The 15,927-nt window shown below is 55.5% G+C and carries 18 protein-coding genes and 1 other RNA gene; 9 read left to right on the top strand and 10 right to left on the bottom strand.

Annotated features, from left to right (window positions below):
- The first annotated feature begins 70 nt into the window (after nucleotides 1–70).
- Nucleotides 71–649, top strand: coding sequence for a peptide deformylase (gene def, locus V7680_RS06930; RefSeq protein WP_335652554.1), 579 nt, complete (start codon nucleotides 71–73; stop codon nucleotides 647–649).
- Nucleotides 650–742: 93 nt separating this feature from the next.
- Nucleotides 743–2,122, top strand: coding sequence for a DNA recombination protein RmuC (locus V7680_RS06925; protein ID WP_335652553.1), 1,380 nt, complete (start codon nucleotides 743–745; stop codon nucleotides 2,120–2,122).
- A gap of 3 nt (nucleotides 2,123–2,125) precedes the next feature.
- Here the strand turns inward: V7680_RS06925 and V7680_RS06920 are convergent, their stop codons facing one another.
- From V7680_RS06920 to V7680_RS06885, 8 genes are read right to left on the bottom strand one after another with little or no spacing between them, the layout of a single operon-like run.
- Nucleotides 2,126–2,533 carry a COG3650 family protein gene (locus V7680_RS06920; protein ID WP_335652552.1) on the bottom strand — a complete coding sequence of 136 codons (408 nt, stop codon included), beginning with the start codon at nucleotides 2,531–2,533 and terminating at the stop codon, nucleotides 2,126–2,128.
- Nucleotides 2,534–2,582: 49 nt separating this feature from the next.
- Nucleotides 2,583–3,386: a TrmH family RNA methyltransferase gene (locus V7680_RS06915; RefSeq protein WP_335652563.1), complete on the bottom strand. Its 804-nt coding sequence runs from the start codon at nucleotides 3,384–3,386 to the stop codon at nucleotides 2,583–2,585.
- 4 nt (nucleotides 3,387–3,390) lie between these two features.
- Nucleotides 3,391–3,669 (bottom strand): HPr family phosphocarrier protein, encoded by a 279-nt coding sequence (locus tag V7680_RS06910; protein WP_335652551.1) that lies wholly within the window; start codon nucleotides 3,667–3,669, stop codon nucleotides 3,391–3,393.
- The gene (locus V7680_RS06905; RefSeq protein WP_335652550.1) at nucleotides 3,666–4,070 is read right to left on the bottom strand and encodes a PTS sugar transporter subunit IIA; all 405 of its coding nucleotides are present in this window, start codon (nucleotides 4,068–4,070) and stop codon (nucleotides 3,666–3,668) included. The genes V7680_RS06910 and V7680_RS06905 overlap by 4 nt, the downstream gene beginning before the upstream one ends.
- Nucleotides 4,071–4,075: 5 nt before the next feature.
- Nucleotides 4,076–5,011 (bottom strand): RNase adapter RapZ, encoded by a 936-nt coding sequence (gene rapZ, locus V7680_RS06900; RefSeq protein ID WP_335652549.1) that lies wholly within the window; start codon nucleotides 5,009–5,011, stop codon nucleotides 4,076–4,078.
- Nucleotides 5,008–5,463, bottom strand: a complete 456-nt coding sequence (locus V7680_RS06895; protein WP_335652548.1) for an HPr kinase/phosphorylase — start codon at nucleotides 5,461–5,463, stop codon at nucleotides 5,008–5,010. The genes rapZ and V7680_RS06895 overlap by 4 nt, the downstream gene beginning before the upstream one ends.
- Nucleotides 5,460–7,046, bottom strand: coding sequence for an ATP-binding protein (locus V7680_RS06890; protein WP_335652547.1), 1,587 nt, complete (start codon nucleotides 7,044–7,046; stop codon nucleotides 5,460–5,462). The genes V7680_RS06895 and V7680_RS06890 overlap by 4 nt, the downstream gene beginning before the upstream one ends.
- Nucleotides 7,018–7,722 (bottom strand): response regulator transcription factor, encoded by a 705-nt coding sequence (locus V7680_RS06885; RefSeq protein WP_335652546.1) that lies wholly within the window; start codon nucleotides 7,720–7,722, stop codon nucleotides 7,018–7,020. The genes V7680_RS06890 and V7680_RS06885 overlap by 29 nt, the downstream gene beginning before the upstream one ends.
- Before the next feature lie 238 nt (nucleotides 7,723–7,960).
- Here V7680_RS06885 and V7680_RS06880 point away from each other — a divergent pair, with 238 nt between their 5' ends.
- Nucleotides 7,961–9,556: a phosphoenolpyruvate carboxykinase gene (locus tag V7680_RS06880; RefSeq protein WP_335652545.1), complete on the top strand. Its 1,596-nt coding sequence runs from the start codon at nucleotides 7,961–7,963 to the stop codon at nucleotides 9,554–9,556.
- A gap of 144 nt (nucleotides 9,557–9,700) precedes the next feature.
- On the opposite strand, the gene V7680_RS06875 is transcribed toward V7680_RS06880, so the two are convergent.
- Entirely contained in the window at nucleotides 9,701–10,192 is a 492-nt protein-coding gene (locus V7680_RS06875) for a hypothetical protein (protein WP_335652544.1), read from the bottom strand.
- A 195-nt stretch (nucleotides 10,193–10,387) separates the two neighbouring features.
- Here V7680_RS06875 and V7680_RS06870 point away from each other — a divergent pair, with 195 nt between their 5' ends.
- Nucleotides 10,388–10,591 carry a hypothetical protein gene (locus V7680_RS06870; RefSeq protein ID WP_335652543.1) on the top strand — a complete coding sequence of 68 codons (204 nt, stop codon included), beginning with the start codon at nucleotides 10,388–10,390 and terminating at the stop codon, nucleotides 10,589–10,591.
- Nucleotides 10,592–10,593: 2 nt separating this feature from the next.
- Here V7680_RS06870 and V7680_RS06865 read toward each other — a convergent pair whose 3' ends face one another.
- Nucleotides 10,594–11,250, bottom strand: a complete 657-nt coding sequence (locus tag V7680_RS06865) for an alpha/beta hydrolase (RefSeq protein WP_335652542.1) — start codon at nucleotides 11,248–11,250, stop codon at nucleotides 10,594–10,596.
- Nucleotides 11,251–11,390: 140 nt separating this feature from the next.
- Between V7680_RS06865 and V7680_RS06860 the strand changes: the two genes are divergently transcribed.
- The 5 genes from V7680_RS06860 to V7680_RS06840 all read left to right on the top strand — a co-directional run bounded on the left by V7680_RS06860 (nucleotide 11,391) and on the right by V7680_RS06840 (nucleotide 15,925).
- Nucleotides 11,391–12,467 (top strand): cysteine desulfurase family protein, encoded by a 1,077-nt coding sequence (locus V7680_RS06860; RefSeq protein WP_335652541.1) that lies wholly within the window; start codon nucleotides 11,391–11,393, stop codon nucleotides 12,465–12,467.
- 9 nt (nucleotides 12,468–12,476) lie between these two features.
- Nucleotides 12,477–13,586, top strand: coding sequence for a cysteine desulfurase family protein (locus V7680_RS06855; protein WP_335652540.1), 1,110 nt, complete (start codon nucleotides 12,477–12,479; stop codon nucleotides 13,584–13,586).
- Nucleotides 13,583–13,924, top strand: a complete 342-nt coding sequence (locus V7680_RS06850; RefSeq protein WP_335652539.1) for a 2Fe-2S iron-sulfur cluster-binding protein — start codon at nucleotides 13,583–13,585, stop codon at nucleotides 13,922–13,924. Before V7680_RS06855 ends, V7680_RS06850 begins: the two co-directional genes overlap by 4 nt.
- A 37-nt stretch (nucleotides 13,925–13,961) precedes the next feature.
- Nucleotides 13,962–14,056, top strand: an RNA gene (gene ffs / locus V7680_RS06845) — signal recognition particle sRNA small type.
- A gap of 150 nt (nucleotides 14,057–14,206) precedes the next feature.
- On the top strand, nucleotides 14,207–15,925 hold the full coding sequence (locus V7680_RS06840; RefSeq protein WP_335652538.1) for a DNA polymerase III subunit gamma/tau: 1,719 nt from the start codon (nucleotides 14,207–14,209) through the stop codon (nucleotides 15,923–15,925).
- The last annotated feature ends 2 nt before the right edge of the window (nucleotides 15,926–15,927 follow it).

The following is a 15,927-nucleotide window of genomic DNA, read 5'->3' as shown; positions in this document are numbered from 1 at the left end:
CCTTTTCTTTTGTCTGTGCCTGACGTTGCCGACGGTTGACGAATCTCCTCAGAATCCCTAAATTTGGCTTATGGCTATTTTACCGATCCTTGAAGTTCCCGATCCGCGGCTGAAAACTGTTTCAGAACCGGTCACCGAGTTTGACGACGCGCTCAAGACGCTGATCGCGGACATGTTCGAAACAATGTATGACGCTCCGGGTATTGGTCTGGCCGCGATTCAGGTTGGTGCGCCCAAGCGGATTCTGGTGATTGATCTCCAGGAACCGGTCGAGAATGAGCATGACCATGATCACGAACATGGCGAACATTGTCATCATGAGCATGAAGTCATCCGCGATCCGCGTGTCTTCATCAATCCAGAAATTCTCGATCCGTCAGAAGATTTCAACGTTTACAGCGAGGGATGCCTCTCGGTTCCCGACCAATATGCCGATGTCGAACGGCCCGCGAGCATCACCGCTCGCTGGCAGGACGAGAACGGCAAGCAATATGAAGAGAAGATCGAAGGTCTGCTTGCAACCTGCCTGCAGCACGAGATGGATCATCTCGAAGGCATATTGTTCATCGACCATCTGTCGCGATTGAAGCGCCAGATGGTGCTCAAGAAACTTGCGAAACTGCGCAAGGAACACGGGATCGCCGCATAGGTTGTCTCGGGACATGCTCGGCATGACGAGTATTGCCTATTCCGGAAAACGCTCCTAGGTTCTCTTTTCGTTCTTATCGGAAAGTGAGTTATTTTGGACCCCATTATCGTCATTATCGCTATCGTCTTTGCTCTGCTGGGCGGTTTGGCGTTGGGTTGGTTTATCGGTGGTAAGCCGGCCAAGGATGCAGCGCAGGCTACCAGAGATGCGGTGCAAGCGGCGAAAGAGGCAGGGCAGGCGACAGATGCGCTGCGGATTACTCTCGACGGCGTGCGCGACGAGCGCGATGCAGCAAAAACCGAACTGGCAGCGCTGCAGGCCGACGCGCGCAACCATGACAAGCAGATGCAGCAGTTGATGGAAGCAAAAGAGGCTTTGTCGGCGCAATTTTCCGAGATAGGTGCCAAAATGCTGGAGACGGCCCAGCGACAGTTTCTCGAGCGGGCCGACCAGCGCTTTGATCAGGCCAATGAAAAAGGTGGCGAGAAAATCGCCAAGCTGTTGCAGCCGGTGCATGAGCGTCTGGCGACCTACGAAGCTTCGATCACCAAGATCGAGAAAGAGCGCACCGAATCCTATGCCGGGATTAGTGCCACGATCGAACAGGTCAGGCAGGGGCAGGACAGGGTGCAGCAAGAAGCGGCGCGCCTCGTCAATTCGCTCCGCAACGCCCCCAAATCGCGCGGTCGTTGGGGCGAGCAGCAGCTCAAAAATGTCCTCGAAACCTGCGGACTTTCTGAACATACCGACTTTGTCACCGAACAGAGCATCGACACCGATGAAGGCCGTCTGCGCCCCGATGCGGTGATCAATGTGCCCGGCGGACGCAAGCTGGTGATCGATGCCAAAGTTTCGCTCAACGACTATCAGGATGCGTTCGAAGCAGATGACGAGGCCGCGCGCAGTTTCGCCATGGCTCGCCACTGCAACAGCATGAAGGCGCATATCGATGGCTTGTCGAAAAAAGCTTATTGGGACCAGTTTGAAGACGCGCCGGATTATGTCATCATGTTCGTGCCGGGAGAACATTTTCTAGCCGCCGCGCTGGAGCATGAGCCAACCCTTTGGGACCATGCTTTCGAGAAGAAAGTGCTGCTCGCGACGCCAACCAATCTCGTGGCGATTGCGCGGACCGTGGCCGGTGTCTGGCGTCAGGAAAAAATGGCCGCCGAAGCCAAGCAGATCGGTCAACTGGGCAAGGAAATGTATGACCGGCTCGCGGTCGCCGGCGAACATCTCAAACGCATGGGTTCAGGCCTCGGCAGCGCCGTCGGCAATTATAATAAATTTGTCGGCAGCTTCGAGCGCAATATCATGGCGACCGGACGCAAGTTTGCCGAGCTGCAGATCGAAACCGGCAAGAAAGATCTCGAGCCGGTGCCCGAAATAGAAGCGCTACCCCGCTATAGCGAGGCGACAACCGAAAAGCTGATCGAGGATGATCGTGAAATCGGCAAGGAAGCGGCTGAATAGCGCTTAGGGTGCGCCGTCCGGTCCTTCGGTAATCGTGCCGCCGCAACCATTTAAAGTGCCGCTATCGCTGGCTTCTACCTTCACCGTATCGGCATAGCTGCGATCGCTCATGCCATCGCTGCATTTTTCGTCGCTGGTGATATAGATGTTGATATTGTGACTGTCGGAAAATCCTTTGACCTCCCAGCCGGTACCGGTCTTCTTCATGCGGTAAACCGGAAGCTTGAAATCATTGCTTTCCTGGGTGGTAAAGGCGATCTCTTCGCCTTTGATCTCGACGGTCCAGCCCGGCTCGGTGCCGATGGCGCTATAGTCGCCTAGCTTGGCTTCCTCGACTGGTTCTGCTGCGGGTTCTCCACAGGCAGAAAGTGTCAGTGCGGCCAATGATGACAGCAATATAGCGTTTTTCATAATTTTCCCCTCCGCCCTCAAGCTATCATAGGGGATGTAAAAACTCTAATTATCTCTTACGGCTCTGGTTGAGCACTTCATAGGCCATGACCGAGGCCGCGACCGCGGCGTTTAGGCTGTCCGCCTTGCCCATCATCGGTATTTTGACGAGCGTGTCGCAAGCCGCTTCATAATCTTCAGGTAATCCCTGCGCCTCGTTGCCGATCAGCAAGAAGGTCGGGCTATTGTAACGCACTGATTGATAGTCATTATCGGTGTTGAGACTCGTCCCGACCAGCTCGCCCGGACCGCTCCGCAACCAGGTCTGGAATTCCGGCCATCTTGTCTGGACGATTTGCTGGGTGAAGATTGCGCCCATGCTGGCGCGCACCGCTTCGACCGAAAACGGATCGACGCAATCGTCGATTAGGATCAGTCCGCCAGCGCCAACCGCATCACCGGTACGTAATATCGTGCCGAGATTGCCCGGGTCGCGTAGCGCCTGCGCCACCAGCCAGATATTCGCGGTTGACCGGTCGAGCTCTTCGAGCGCGACCGGATGATCCTGATAGATGCCGATGATTGATTGCGGATTGGACTTTCCGGAGAGTTTGGCAATGATCGCTTCGCTGGTTTCGATCACATCGCCGCCGGCAGCCACGGTTGCCGCCTCGATTTTCTGGGCGAGCGGGTGGAGTTCGGTATCCTCGACAACCACCAGCATCCTGGGGGTTTTTCCGCTATCCAGCGCCTCGGTTAATATTCTCAGCCCTTCGGCGAGAAACAGACCCTCGCGCTTGCGGTGCTTTTTCTCGCGCAAGCTTTTAAGCCGCTTTATCGTCGGGTTGGAAAAGCCGGTAATCTGGTGGCGCATAAGCTCAGTCTTCACCAAATCCGTCGACGACAAGGCCGGTCAGCTTTTCGAGCGCGCTCTCTGCCTGGTCGCCGGCCACGATGATTTCGATACTGTCGCCTTTGGCAGCGCCGAGCATCATCAGGCCCATGATCGACATGCCCGTTACTTCGGTACCGTCCTTGGCCACCCTTACGTCCAGACTGTCCGGCAATTTGCTGACATAGGTGACAAATTTTGCGCTGGCTCTTGCGTGCAAGCCACGCCTGTTCGTGATTTCAACGATTTTGCGAAACTCGCTCATGCATCGCTTCCCAATATTTCCGAAGCAACGCTGATATATTTCTGTCCGGCTTCCTTGGCGGCAGCGATGGCGGAAGCAATATCCATGGATTTGCGTGCGCCGTCGAGACGAATGAGCATCGGCAGATTAACGCCGGCAATGACTTCGACCTTGCCTTTTTCCAACAGCGAAATGGCAAGATTGGATGGCGTTCCGCCAAACAAGTCAGTCAATATGATGACACCCTTGCCGGAATCTACTTTGGCAACGCAATCGGCAATTTCCCTGCGGCGTATTTCCATATCATCACGCGCACCAATGCCGATCGCGGCAATGGCTTTCTGTGCACCGACGACATGTTCCATCGCGATGACAAATTCCGTTGCCAGCTGCCCGTGTGTGACGAGAACCAATCCAATCATCCTGATTAAATTCCCCTGTTCCCGTTCGATTTCTGCATGGATTCCAGCGCTTCCAATGGCGGCGATGCCAGATTGCGATGCAGGACATTGGGCGAAAAGCCTGCGGCACGCAAGTCTTTGCTCAGTCGCTCGGCGACATGTACCGATCTGTGACGGCCACCGGTACAGCCAATCCCTATGTTGACGTAGGCCTTGCCGGCTTCCTGGTACCGTGGGAGCAGAAATTTGAGCATGTCGAGTATCTTCTCGATTGCCTCCGGATAGGAAGGGTCCTTGCTGACATATTCCGCCACTTCCGGATCAAGGCCGGTCTTTTGCTTGAGTTCCTGATCCCAGAACGGGTTGGCCAGAAAACGGACATCGAACAGAAGATCGATATTGTTCGGGAGACCTCTGGAAAATCCGAAGCTGGTGATGGTGATCGTTGTAGCGGCGTCTTTGTCGAGCGAGAAATGCTGCCGGATTTCGCGCTGAAGATCGTTGGCGGTCAAATCGCTGGTGTCGATTATATGATCTGCCCAGCGACGAAATGGCGCAAGCAATGTGCGTTCAAGCGCGATGCCTTCTTTGGCAGGTCGATCCAGGGCTAGCGGGTGTCGACGCCGGGTCTCCCCGTAGCGCCGCTCCAGTTCCCCGCCGGCACAATCCAGAAACAGCGTCGAGATCAGATAGCCCGGTTTTTCTTGCAGACGTTTGATGCTGTCGATCAGCTTGTTCGGTTCAAACCCTCTAGTCCGGCTATCAAAACCGAGCGCCAATGGCAGATTATTGTCATTCCGCGAACTTGATGGTGGTGTATTCAACAGGTTCTCGACCAGATGAAAGGGGAAATTGTCTACCGTTTCCCAGCCGATGTCTTCCATTGTTTTCAATGCAGTCGATTTTCCCGCACCGGACAGGCCGGTGATCAGCAATACCCGTTTGGTGGAGCTTTCGGTCATTGGCTAACGCTATCCTGCAATATCTGTTGCAAGGCCCATTCTACTTTAATTGCCGCGCTGCTTTCCATCGCGTTCAATGTACAGAATGGAATATTTATTCCCAGTAAATTCATAATTTGCCGGTCGAGGGGGAAGCGTTCGGGATTGTCTTGCAGATTGACCACCATTTTCAAGGGAATGCCGGACAGGTGATCGCGCTCAAATATGCCCAGGGAACGGATCTCCAGTTTACCGGCGAGATTGGCTGGCGGACTTAGCAACAAATCCCTATTCGTACGCTTGATGTCGACATAATCATCGGCGATCAGCGCAGCGCCGCGATCAATCAGACGCAGCGCCAGATCCGACTTTCCCGAACCGGAACTTCCGCAAATCATGACACCTGCACCAGAAATCGCAACCGCATTGGCATGGGTCGTCAGTTGATCGTCTTGATTGGGAACATTTGTCATCCCGGGGCCTTTGGAAGTCGAATTTCAAAACAGGCTCCCGATTCTCCGCCCGCCCGGTCCAAGATATGGATTTTGCCTTGATGGCCTTCGACGATCGTCTTTGCAATCGCGAGCCCGAGCCCGCTATGCTTGCCGAAAGCCTCGCCGTCGGGGCGGTCGGAATGGAAGCGCTGGAAAACCTGTTCCCTCTGATCGGGCGAAACGCCTGGACCCTGATCGGCGACATGGATGACAATTTCGTCCCCATCGGGCGTCGCCAGAATCTCCACCAGCCCACCATCGGGCGAAAAAGAGACGGCATTGTCCAGCAGATTGCCGAACACACGCTCTAGACGGCCTCCGTCTCCCATTACTTTGGCGACATCCTTTGCGGGCCGTGCGAAAGCAATATGAACGCCGAGATTGGAGGTCCGTTGTTCGCGAGCGGCGAGCAATTGCTCCAGCATCTTGCCGATATCAATCGGTTCGAACTTGGCTCTGGCGAGTTCGGCATCGACCCGGGAAGCGTCGGAGATATCATTGATCAACCGGTCGATGCGTCGGACATCGTCATTGGCGACATCAAGAAGTCGCTTCTGTAGATCGGGATCATCGACCCGTTCCAGTCCCTCAAGCGCAGATCGAAGCGAGGCGAGGGGGTTCTTGATTTCATGGCTGACGTCTGCTGCGAAGGCTTCTGTTGCGTCGATCCGGTGACGCAAGGCCGCGCTCATGTCGGACAGAGCGCGGCTCAATTGCCCGATTTCATCGCGTCGCCCGGGCATCCGGGGAATTGCGATTTCGTCCGACCGTCCCATGCGAACGCGAACGGCTGCTGCGGCCAGCTTTCTGATCGGCCTGACGATGGTACGCGCCAGAAAAAGCGAAAGCAGGATAGAGATGGCAGCGGCGACCAATATCACGAGCAACACGCTCGACCGTTCGGCTCTGACAATTCGCGTGATGTCTCGCGCATTGGCGGTGAGCAGAATCGAACCAGTGCCGTCAGGGAGCTGCTTTCCGGCCACGATCACCGGCGTACGGTCGGGCGCGTAGCTGACAGAGCTGACCGCGGTTGATTTGCGCTTGACGCTCTCGAGTTCCGTCCATGCGCTAGCGACATCATTGGCAGGCTCGCTGAAATTTGGGATCTGGGTTGTGAAAACAACGCTTTCAATGGTCTTGTCCAGCATCCGGGCCGCGTCTTTGCGCATTGGTTCTGCATCCGGATCGACGAATTGATAGGTCGGTTTCGCGAGATCGAAGCTGTCGATGACTTTCTCGCCATCAGGGGCGTAGAGCCGCAGCCGGGCGCCCAAATGACTGGCAAATTGCTGGACAAGGGCATTCCGGTTCCGGACATCGCCCGAGGACAAGGCATCGCCGACGATCGTCAGCTGCAGTCGAGCCTGGGTCAAACGCTCTTCGGTCAGCCTGTCGCGATAATTGTTGAGATAGAACAGACCGCCAGCCAGCAGCGCAATCGCCAAAACATTGACGACCAATATTCGGGTTGTAAGCGAAAGGCGGGCCGACCAACGGAGCGACAGGCCGCTTTCACTATCTTGTCCGATATCATTCTGTGTAGCGATATCCGGCTCCATATAGCGTATCTATTGCATCAAATTCTGGGTCAACTTCACGAAATTTTCGTCGCAGTCGTTTGATATGGCTGTCGATCGTCCGGTCGTCGACATAGACATCATCCTGATAGGCGGCGTCCATCAACTGGTTGCGGCTTTTTACTACACCGGGCCGATGCGCCAATGTTTCGAGAATCATGAACTCGGTGACGGTCAGGGTCACATTTGCGCCCTTCCACCGCACCAGATGGCGCGCAGGATCCATTTCGAGACTGCCGCGGATGATCGGTTCTGCCGATTCGTCATCCTGACCTTCCTCGATCGACTTGATAAATTCCGTCCGTCGCAAAATGGACTTGACCCGGGCGATCAGCAGCCGTTGCGAGAAGGGCTTTTTGATATAGTCGTCTGCGCCCATCGCGAGGCCAAGAGCCTCGTCCAGCTCTTCGTCTTTCGATGTCAGAAATATGACCGGCAGGTTGGATTTTTCCCGCACTCTTCTGAGCAGCTCCAGTCCGTCCATCTTCGGCATTTTTATGTCGAATATCGCGAGGTCCGGTGGATTCTCCAGAATCGCATGAAGCGCCGCTTCGCTGTCTGAATAGACGCGCGTGATAAACCCTTCCGCCTGCATCGCGATCGATACGGACGTCAAAATATTGCGGTCATCATCGACAAGAGCAATATTGGCTGCCATAAATTTGCGTTCCTTTGCCGCTCATGCTGGATTTGACCTAGTGGATGGGATAGTAGGTTACAAGATAAGTCGTCGGTATCAGTTTCGACAAACACAGTCGCAAACTGTCTTGGATTCTAGAATTTTTAATATGGTGGGCGGCAAGAAATTTGACCGACTCGATATGGTTCAGTAAGCGCCATCTCAAATTGCCAGATCGGCGTGACCTCAACCTGTTTCAAGCTTTAGGGGATTACCAGTGTCAAATATCTCGTCTGTTTCGTTAAAAGATCAAGGCTTTGCCAATTCGGCCGAGCAACACTGGAATCTCGGTGCTCCGGCATTGGTCGAAGCCGCAGTGTCTCGCGGTGAAGGCCATTTGGCCAAAGATGGCCCCTTGGTTGTCGAAACCGGCAAACACACCGGGCGCTCCGCCAATGACAAGTTCATCGTTCGTGATGGCGAGACCGAAGACAGCGTCTGGTGGGGAAAAACCAATGTCGGAATGACACCGGATCATTTCGCCGCGCTGAAAGAAGATTTTCTCGCCGCTCTGGCCGAGAAGGATACGCTGTTTGTTCAGGATCTTTTCGGTGGTTCGCAGCCGGAACACCGGGTCAACGTTCGGATTATCAACGAACTGGCGTGGCACAATCTGTTTATCCGCACGATGCTGGTCCGGCCCGAAGCTGATGAGCTGGCGGCATTTGATCCTGAATATACGATTATTGATCTGCCCAGCTTTCAGGCCGATCCAGAGCGTCACGGTACGCGCAGCGGCACCGTGATTGCGGTGAACCTCACGGAAAAACTGATCTTGATCGGCGGCACGGCTTATGCCGGCGAGATGAAGAAATCCGTGTTCGGTTTGCTCAACTATCTGTTGCCGCTGGACTCGGTCATGCCGATGCATTGCTCGGCCAATATCGGTCCGGAAGGCGATACCGCGATTTTCTTTGGCCTGTCGGGAACCGGCAAGACCACGCTCTCGGCTGATGCCAGCCGTGTACTGATCGGCGATGACGAACATGGCTGGTCCGATACCGCAGTATTCAACTTCGAAGGCGGCTGTTACGCCAAGATGATACGTCTGTCGGAAGAAGCGGAGCCGGAAATTTTTGCCACCACTCGCCGGTTCGGAACGGTTCTTGAAAATGTCGTGATGGACCCGGAAACCCGGGAACTGGATCTCGACGACAATAGCAAAGCGGAAAATACCCGCGGCGCTTATCCGATCGATTTCATTCCCAACGCGTCTGAAAAAAACATGGGTCCAGTGCCCAAGAATATCATCATGCTGACCGCGGATGCGTTCGGCGTCTTGCCTCCGATGTCGCGGCTGACCCCTGAGCAGGCGATGTATCATTTCCTCTCCGGCTACACCGCCAAGGTTGCCGGCACCGAAATCGGTGTGACCGAGCCGGAAGCAACTTTCTCGACCTGTTTCGGGGCGCCATTCATGCCGCGCCATCCTTCGGTTTACGGCAATCTCCTCAAGGAGCGGATCGCCAAAGGCGGCGTGCGCTGCTGGCTGGTAAACACCGGTTGGACCGGCGGGAAATATGGTGAAGGCAACCGGATGCCGATCAAGGCAACCCGTGCGTTGCTGAACGCGGCGCTGGACGGCAGCCTGAACGACGGTGAATTCCGGATCGACGAGAATTTCGGCTTTGAAGTTCCAGTGTCGGTGCCGGGTGTGGACAGTGGGATTCTCGATCCTCGTTCAACCTGGTCTGATCCAAGTGCTTATGACGAAACCGCGCAAAAGCTGGTCAAATTGTTCATCGACAATTTCGAGCAATTTGCCGAGCATGTCGATCAGAATGTACGCCAAGCGGCACCAACCGCCGCCTGATTTCTATGTCTTGCCGGTGATGGTCGGATGATTGTCGATCATGATGTCGATTTGTTCGCGACCGTCACCGAGTGAGAAGATCGATATTTCCCCGTCAACCATGATCGGCGAAATAGTAGAGCCTACAGGTTTTGAATAACCTATTCAGGCTTCCGGGAAAGCAGCCAAGAGTGATGAGGGAAGCGGCCTTCCCTCAAAATATTCTTTTACGGCTTCATCGAAATATTCAAAACTGACTAGTTCGCTGGACGGTACCAATATCACGGCTGTGGCAGCGAGGCTGTCACCGATCCATTTCCCCAGCAATAATATGCGATGGATGATCTCGGGCAGATGCTGGCCGCTGGTCAATATGTCCCTTGGCGTCACTCCGATCGCCGATTGATGTGATATTCGGACGTCAGCGGATGGCTTTTTGAAATTTTTCCTGGCAAATATCTGGCCGGTTTCTTCCGTTGCAAAGTGGGAAAGAAGGAACGGCAAGCCGTCAACAATGATTTCGAGCATGTCCAGTTCGCTGAACTTGTCGTTGTTGACTGATATTCTCTCTCTGGCTGTCCGGGACCACGGGATATGCGCTAGATCAAACCCGTCCGCCACGGGGGCTACGATCAGCAGGGCAGGTTCGGGATTCACGCAGCCAGTTCCGTTCCTTGGTCATTGTTCCTTTTGTTCTTTATATGTTCTAGTCAAATACGGATGTAAAAGCAATGCTGTCCAGAAATGCTGTCCGGGAACTGACAATGAAAGTGGTCTGATCTCGCCATCAATCCGCAAAATCATCGAAACAATATATTGTCAGTTAACTGATGCATCCGTAATCATCAGGGGATGTCCAACCTGATCCTATCGATATTGATGCTCGCCGGAGCCGCGTTGCTCGCCGGCGGAATTTTTGTGCTGCGCAAAGGCATCAACAAAAAGCAGGGCTGGCTGATGCTCGTCGCCGCAGCTGTGATGTTCGCAAATGTCGGAATTGGGCTGATTCCTGTCCCTGACAGCAATCAGCCGTTATCGGCGCAGTCCGCCGATTAATTCTATTTGATCGGCGAATCCGGCGCGAGCCGCATGTCGAGATAATTGTCGATCGAACCCATCAGCAATTCCATTTCATTCTCGTAAAAATGATTGGCGCGAGGGATCTCGTCATGGTGGATGGTGATATGTTTCTGGGTCCGCAGCTTGTCGACCAGTTTCTGGACCGCGCTAGGGGTTACGACTTCGTCATTCACGCCCTGGACGATGATACCCGATGACGGGCATGGTGCCAGAAAGTTGAAATCATACATATTGGCTGGCGGCGACACCGAGATGAAACCCCGAATTTCCGGGCGACGCATCAGAAGCTGCATGCCGATCCAGGCGCCAAAGCTGTAGCCTGCGATCCAGGTGGTCTGCGCTTCGGGATGGAAGCTCTGTACCCAGTCGAGAGCCGATGCGGCATCCGACAATTCGCCAATGCCATTGTCGAACGTACCCTGCGAACGGCCGACACCGCGAAAATTGAACCGCAAAGTAGCGAAGCCGCGCTTTACGAATGTCTTGTACATTGCCTGGGTGATCCGGTCATTCATCGTGCCACCGGCTTGCGGGTGGGGATGAAGAATCATCGCAACCGGCGCACGGTCACGGGGTCCTGGGCTAAAGCGGCCTTCGAGGCGGCCTTCGGGTCCGGTAAAAACTACATCTGGCATGGATTTTCAATTCTTCGCTCAAAATTACATTTTCCAGAGCGCGAGAAATTAGAATAGCTTTTGCGCTGGATGCTGCGCCTATATAGGGAGAGTCAACAAATCCGCAACTCAATCCAGCACAGTAGAGAGTTTTTGCCAATATGGTGACCGAGACGAAACGCATCTATCTCGACTATGCCGCCACAGCTCCCATGCTGGACGAGGCCAAAAAGGCCTGCGTGGAGGGTTTTGAAAATTGGGCAAATCCGTCTTCGCCTCATGGGGATGGTCGTGCGGCCCAAGCGATGCTGGAAAATGCCCGGCGGCGGTTCAAGACCGCCCTTGACTGGGATGGCGACGTGATTTTTACCAGCGGTGCTAGCGAAGCGATCCAGATCGCGCTGACCAAGTCCAAGCCTGTGCTGCAATATGTCTCGCCCGTAGAGCATGATGTAGTGCTGAGATTTGCACCAAATGCGGAATCCATTCCGGTTGATATGGGCGGCGCGGTGGTGCCGACCAACCTGAACCATCTGCTCAAGGGAGCCGAGGGACCGGCCCTGGTGGCGATACAATCGGTCAATAACGAGACCGGCGTTATCCAGGATCTCGACGCGCTGTCCAAGGTTGTGCGCGACCGGGGCAGCTATCTTCTGGCCGATTGTTCCCAGTCGATCGGGAAGATGCCCTTGCCGGACGCCGACCTGATCATTGTCGCCGGACATAAATTTGGTGGTCCTCCGGGTGTCGGCGCGCTGCTGGTCAAGGATCTCAGGCTACTCGAAGCCGATGGCGGGCAGGAACAAGGCTATCGGTCCGGCACCCAGAACCTGCCTTATATCATGGGCATGACGGCTGCGCTGGAGGCACCGGCGAATTGGGCGGGGCGGGCGATGGAGCTGCGTCAGCATCTCGATGACGCGATCAAGAAAGCGGGTGGTGCGGTGATTGCAGAATATTCCCCCCGCATCGCCACGATCGCCAGCTATCATATGCCTGGTGTCGCAGCCAATACGCAGCTGATCAAATTCGATATGGCCGGATTTTCCGTCTCCGCCGGAAGCGCTTGCTCTTCAGGGACGCTCAAGACTAGCCATGTGCTTGAAGCGATGGGCACGGATCCGCAGGTCGCTCGCGAAGTCATCCGGGTCAGTATCGGACGTGGCACCAGCCGGGCCCATATCTATGCCTTTATCGAACAATGGAAGTCGATATTTGCAGCGGCGAAGGGAAGCTGAGCCGGACCTATGGGCACCATCTATCTAGACAATCAGGCAACCACGCCGCTTGCGCCCGAAGTTTTCGACGCGATGCTGCCGTGGCTCAAGGACAATTTCGGCAATCCGCACAGCCCGCATGTGCTGGGCCGTCAGGCAGCAGCAGCGGTCGAAGTGGCCCGTGAACAAGTTGCCGCTCTGTTGCCCCGAAAAGGGCGGGTGATATTCACCGGCAGCGCGACCGAAGCGATCAATCTGGCATTTGGCTCGGTCCGAAATATGGCGCCGCAAGGGCGTGACCAGATAGCGATAATCGACACCGAACATGCAGCGGTGCGCGACACTGCGCTCTGGTATCGCACTCAGGGTTTTGAGACAAAACTGCTCCCAGTCGATCGACAGGGTCTAGTCAAAATGGAAGGCTTGGAGGCATTTTTCGGTCCGAAAACTGCGCTGGTCGGAGCAATGCTGGTAAACAATGAGATCGGCGTGATCCAGCCGATCGAGCAAATTGCTTCACTGGCCCGAAAGCATGGCGCGCTTATGCTTTGCGACGCAGTGCAGGGCTTTGGCCGGATCGACCTTCCGGATCAGGCCGATCTCATCGCGCTTTCCGGTCACAAGATTTATGGCCCCAAGGGCATCGGCGCATTGTGGGTGCGTGATGGCGTTGACCTGCCGCCGCTGATCCATGGTGGTGGGCAAGAGCAAGGGGTGCGGTCAGGCACGCTTTCTCCTGCATTATGTGTCGGGCTGGGAATGGCGGCAAAAATTTGTGCTGAACGCCGGGACGAGGACGGCTTACATATTGCCGCGCTTGCCGCAAAGGCGCGAGACCTGTTCAGCGACTGGACGGTGAACGGAGCGCTGGATCAACGCTATCCCGGCAATCTCAATATCCGCCGCGACCGGCTCGATGTTGCCCGCCTGATGTCAGAAGTTCGCGGTGTGGCCTTTTCCGCCGGCTCTGCCTGCGCCAGCGGTTCGGGGCGTCCCAGCCATGTGCTGGCGGCTCTGGGACTCGAGCCGGCTCAGATAAAATCCTCTATCCGTCTCGGATTTGGCCGCTACAATGAAATTGAAGAGGTGGAGCGGGCGGCACATCTGATCAATCAAGCGGCGGAGAGCCAGCTATCATGAAGAATGTCACGGTGAATTTTGTCAGTTCTGACGGAGAAACAACCGTTTCCGCCAAGGCATCCGAAGGCGACAATTTGCTCACCGTCGCGCAAATTCATGACCAGCCGCTAGAGGGTACGTGCGAGGGGCAGATGGCCTGTTCAACCTGCCATGTGATCGTCGAAGCCACCGATTTTGATCGCTTGCCCGAGGCTACCGAGATGGAAGAGGATATGCTCGATCTGGCTGCCGGGGCGCGGCGAACAAGCCGGTTGGCCTGCCAGATCACGCTGACAGCAGCATTGGATGGGCTGACCGTCCATATCCCGTCGGATAGCCACAATATGCAGATTGTCTAACGACTTGCATTTCGACCAAACTGCCACCATATGCGCAGCGGGAGTCGGGTGGACGTAGTGTTCGCCAACCCGGTCAGGTCCGGAAGGAAGCAGCCGTAACGATATTTCTACGGGTCGCCCGGCTCCTACTTTGAAATGACGCGATGCTTTGGCCGCGTTCGATATTTCAAACCTCTCCCAAATCCAGCGTCTCCGAGAATTATGTCCTTTATTCGGACCAGACTCGGCTTTGGCTCTTAAAGCCTTCGACAAGCCGAGACCTCTCGCCTAAACTCCATCGACATGTCCGATTCACAAGATATTTTCGCCGCTGGCGGTGTCGAAGCACCAGAGCAGCCCGCCCCAGGCACGGCGCAACCCTATCGGGTGCTGGCGCGCAAATACAGGCCTTCGAAATTTTCCGAGCTGATCGGTCAGGACGCGATGGTCCAGACGCTGGCCAATGCGATCAAGCGCGACCGGCTCGCCCATGCTTTCCTGATGACTGGTGTCCGCGGTGTCGGCAAAACATCCACTGCGCGATTGATTGCCAAGGCGCTCAACTGCATCGGCGAAGACGGGCAGGGCGGCCCGACGATCGATCCCTGCGGTCAGTGCGAGCCATGCCGCAGCATCGCCGAAGGCAGCTTTATCGACGTGATCGAAATGGATGCCGCCAGCCATACCGGCGTCGACGATGTCCGCGAGATTATCGAGGCGGTACGCTATTCATCGGTCTCGGCACGCTATAAGATCTACATCATCGATGAAGTTCACATGCTGTCGAAAAACGCCTTCAATGCGCTTCTGAAGACGCTCGAGGAGCCGCCGCCGCATGTGAAGTTCATTTTCGCGACCACCGAGGTCAACAAGGTTCCGATCACCGTATTGTCCCGTTGCCAGCGCTTTGATCTGAAACGGATCAGCGCCGAGCAATTGTCGTCGCATTTCGGGATGATTGTCGGAAAAGAAGGCGTGACCGCAGAGCAGGAAGCGCTCGATCTGATCGCACAGGCGGCAGAGGGTTCGGTTCGCGACGGTCTTTCTATCCTCGATCAGGCGATCGCCCATGCCGACATGGATGGCGACGGTCAGGTCAAGGCTGTCCAGATCCGGGATATGCTCGGTCTGTCGGATCGCAGCGCGGTTCGGCGGCTTTTTGCCAAATTGCTCGAAGGCGATTCCGCTGCGCTTCTGGATGCTATCGCGGAACAATATAAAATTGGCGTCGAGCCTTTGTCACTAATGAACGGGCTGCTGTCGCTTTCGCACCAGGTGACCTTGTTCAAGGTCGGCAGAGCCAGCGATCCGACATTGTCAGACAGCGCCAAACAGCAATTTTCCGACTGGGCCGAACAGCTATCCTATCCGGTCTTGCACCGGTTGTGGCAATTGCTGCTCAAAGGCTATCAGGAAGTCCAGCAAGCGCATCTGCCTCGCGAAGCTTGCGAAATGGCTTTGCTCCGCGTGCTCTGTGCCGGCGATATGCCCGATCCGGGGAAGCTTGCAAAAATGCTCGAACAGGGGATGGCAACCACCAGCGCTCCCGAAGTCCAGCAAACCGCGCCACCTCAGCCGATCGCTGAGCCTGCTGCGCAGATAGCTCCACCGCCGGTTGCCGTTCCAGAGCCGCAAGCCAGCGCGCTTCCGAACCAGTTTTCCGACGTGGTCAAAACCGTTGGACGGGTCTCCGCTGTTCTGGAAAGCATATTGATCGCGGACATGCGTCTGATATCGCTTGATGCTCCCAATGTCGTCTATCAACCGGTCCGTGCGATTGGAGAATCCGATATTCGGAAGATCACCGACGCGCTGCGTCAGGAAACCGGTCAGGACTGGAAATTCACCGAAGGGCAGGGCGAAGCGCAGCCAAGTCTTGTCGAACGGGAACAGCAGAAAAGAAACGCCGAACGACAGGCGATACTCGACGCTCCGCTGGTGAAAGCCGCGTTTGAAGCCTTTCCCGATGCACAACTGCTGGAGGATGAAGATCCTCGCCCACAAGAATCAAGGAGCGCATAGCT

The sequence above is a fragment of the Parasphingorhabdus sp. genome (assembly GCF_036963705.1).
Classification (GTDB): domain Bacteria; phylum Pseudomonadota; class Alphaproteobacteria; order Sphingomonadales; family Sphingomonadaceae; genus Parasphingorhabdus.
This window is presented reverse-complemented; position numbering and strand designations above follow the sequence as displayed.

Bases quoted from the DNA above. Each gene is read 5' to 3' on its own strand.
- def (WP_335652554.1), top strand. From the start codon at position 71: ATGGCTATTTTACCGATCCTTGAAGTTCCCGATCCGCGGCTGAAAACT.
- V7680_RS06920 (WP_335652552.1), bottom strand. From the start codon at position 2,533: ATGAAAAACGCTATATTGCTGTCATCATTGGCCGCACTGACACTTTCT.
- V7680_RS06915 (WP_335652563.1), bottom strand. From the start codon at position 3,386: ATGCGCCACCAGATTACCGGCTTTTCCAACCCGACGATAAAGCGGCTT.
- V7680_RS06910 (WP_335652551.1), bottom strand. From the start codon at position 3,669: ATGAGCGAGTTTCGCAAAATCGTTGAAATCACGAACAGGCGTGGCTTG.
- V7680_RS06905 (WP_335652550.1), bottom strand. From the start codon at position 4,070: ATGATTGGATTGGTTCTCGTCACACACGGGCAGCTGGCAACGGAATTT.
- rapZ (WP_335652549.1), bottom strand. From the start codon at position 5,011: ATGACCGAAAGCTCCACCAAACGGGTATTGCTGATCACCGGCCTGTCC.
- V7680_RS06895 (WP_335652548.1), bottom strand. From the start codon at position 5,463: ATGACAAATGTTCCCAATCAAGACGATCAACTGACGACCCATGCCAAT.
- V7680_RS06890 (WP_335652547.1), bottom strand. From the start codon at position 7,046: ATGGAGCCGGATATCGCTACACAGAATGATATCGGACAAGATAGTGAA.
- V7680_RS06885 (WP_335652546.1), bottom strand. From the start codon at position 7,722: ATGGCAGCCAATATTGCTCTTGTCGATGATGACCGCAATATTTTGACG.
- V7680_RS06870 (WP_335652543.1), top strand. From the start codon at position 10,388: ATGTCCAACCTGATCCTATCGATATTGATGCTCGCCGGAGCCGCGTTG.
- V7680_RS06865 (WP_335652542.1), bottom strand. From the start codon at position 11,250: ATGCCAGATGTAGTTTTTACCGGACCCGAAGGCCGCCTCGAAGGCCGC.
- V7680_RS06860 (WP_335652541.1), top strand. From the start codon at position 11,391: ATGGTGACCGAGACGAAACGCATCTATCTCGACTATGCCGCCACAGCT.
- V7680_RS06855 (WP_335652540.1), top strand. From the start codon at position 12,477: ATGGGCACCATCTATCTAGACAATCAGGCAACCACGCCGCTTGCGCCC.
- V7680_RS06850 (WP_335652539.1), top strand. From the start codon at position 13,583: ATGAAGAATGTCACGGTGAATTTTGTCAGTTCTGACGGAGAAACAACC.
- V7680_RS06840 (WP_335652538.1), top strand. From the start codon at position 14,207: ATGTCCGATTCACAAGATATTTTCGCCGCTGGCGGTGTCGAAGCACCA.